Below are 1,946 nucleotides of genomic sequence, written 5' to 3' on the forward strand. Positions count from 1 at the left end.
GAGCCGTTCCGGCCAGTAAGGGCAGGGCGGCGACGTGGCGACGTATACATTTTACATTTCCTGCCATCTTCTCCCCCGCCATCTTCTCCCCCGCCATCTTCTCCCCCGCCATCTTCTCCCCCGCCATCTTCTCCCCCGCCATCTTCTCCCCTGATGAGGCGGGGAGAGGGTTGGAAGGATTTCGCTTCGCTTCGTTCCATTTCGGCGAAACTTGCAAAGGTGTCCAAATCTGTCCATTCCATTGCGAATGAGCCGACTGACCCCGAACGCCGCCGCTGAACTCTGCGGCAAAAGCCGCGCGACGATCCTCCGCGCCATCACCACCGAAGACCTTCCGGCCACGAAGATCGGAGGGCAGTGGGCGATTGAAAGGGAAGCTCTTGAGCTCTGGATCGCGCAGCGGCCTCAGAGAGCGCGCAGGAGCCCCTTAAAGCCTCCCGCACCTCCGATAGCCTCAAAAGCTGAAGAGGCCCCTCAGGGAGCCTCTCAGCGCCTCTCAGAGGCATCTGAGGATCACAGGGGCATGGATATGCGCCTTGGCGCGCTAGAAGCTCTCTGCGGCGCTCTGGTGGCCGAGATCGAGGATCTCCGGGGTCAGGTCCGGGAACTTGCCAGGAACGACACCGCCTCGGCCCCGCCTCCTGCGCCAGTAGGCAAGCGCCGCCTGTGGCCCTTCTCGGCCAAGTCCTGATCCGCTGCCGATCGGGGCGCTACGGTGGCCAAAACCACCATCCTATTCCCCAGCAAAATCCGACCGTTCCAGAGGCGCAAACGGCCAAGTTTTCCACAAGAGGGTAAGGGAGATATTATCTATCTCTATCTAGGTCAGCCGGATATTGCTTTTTTACTAGCAACTTAGACTTGAAATAGGTCGCACAACATGCGACCGCTAGGTCGCACAACATGCGACCTATTGAGGGACAGATGCAGTCAGCGAAAGATGCCTTCGCGGCGGTGATCGAAAGGGCCGAAAAGAGTCTGAAACGCCGTGCCCGCGGACCTGCCTCAGAGACCCCGCAGGAGCGAGGTCACACCGTCACCAAGCTATCCGATGAACGGGCCAAGAAACGGCGCGAGGAAGCCCGCCAGTTCGTCGCTCAGGCCCGCCGCCTTGGTCTCGATCCCGACACCCTTGCCAAGATCGACGGTGCCGCCAAAGCCCATGCCAAAAGCTCTGAAAACTGGATTTTCGTGATGCTAGGACCGAAAGAAAACGCTGCCGTGGTCCGCTGGATCAACCAGCACTCCAAGCGCCCGCACAAGGCACAAGAGCTCTGGGCCACCCTGCTCGAACATCTCCGCATGGACACCGGCGAGATCATGGCTACGCGGCAGCAGCTGGCGGAGCGTGTCGGAATGACTCCCCGCGATCTCTCCAGCACGATGAGCGAGCTTGCCTCCATCAACGCGATCCGCCGCGAGAAGGAAGGCCGGACTGTCCGCTACTTCCTGAATCCCGGCATTGCCACGCACATTCCCAACGCCTCGGCCCGCAAGGCTGCCCGGGAGGGCGCCGGCCCCCTGCTGCAGATCATGGAAGGCGGAAAGCCGTAGCGCCCGGATCGGCCCCCGCCTGGACGCGTCCCTACGGCCCGTCGTGATGCGAGCGGGCCGCGTCCAGGCTCATCGCAAAACCCCGACGACATCGCCCCCCAAGAGGCAGGGGAGGAGGGGTTTTGCCCGCCCATCAGGGCGGATTTTCGTTCTTCATGCCAAAAGGCCCTCCAACCCCTGAAAACATGGGATGTGAGGCTGTGTGAGGGGTACTGAACAATCAGCCCCTATTTCCTGCCAACATCACAGCCCACCAAAACCCCTCGATAGCAGGCAGGCGTCCAAGGCCGCCAACGTCGCCGTTCTTCGCCCCCAGAGCCGTTCCGGCCAGTAAGGGCAGGGCGGCGACGTGGCGACGTATACATTTTACATTTCCTGCCATCTTCTCCCCC

2 protein-coding genes are annotated in these 1,946 nt (G+C 61.6%); both read left to right on the plus strand.

What is annotated here, in order from left to right:
* Positions 1 to 247: 247 nt before the first annotated feature.
* Positions 248 to 691 carry a helix-turn-helix domain-containing protein gene (locus ACQVDU_RS15810; RefSeq protein WP_443477643.1) on the plus strand — a complete coding sequence of 148 codons (444 nt, stop codon included), beginning with the start codon at positions 248 to 250 and terminating at the stop codon, positions 689 to 691.
* Between the two features lie 233 nt (positions 692 to 924).
* A complete protein-coding gene (locus ACQVDU_RS15815) occupies positions 925 to 1,554 on the plus strand; it encodes a hypothetical protein (RefSeq protein ID WP_443477644.1) in 630 nt (209 codons plus the stop codon).
* Positions 1,555 to 1,946: the final 392 nt, after the last annotated feature.

This window comes from Microbacterium sp. F2, assembly GCF_052274505.1.
In the GTDB taxonomy this organism is placed as follows: domain Bacteria; phylum Actinomycetota; class Actinomycetes; order Actinomycetales; family Microbacteriaceae; genus Microbacterium.

Excerpts from the sequence above, each read along its gene's own strand:
- ACQVDU_RS15815 (WP_443477644.1), top strand. The coding sequence starts at position 925 with ATGCAGTCAGCGAAAGATGCCTTCGCGGCGGTGATCGAAAGGGCCGAA.
- ACQVDU_RS15810 (WP_443477643.1), top strand. The coding sequence starts at position 248 with ATGAGCCGACTGACCCCGAACGCCGCCGCTGAACTCTGCGGCAAAAGC.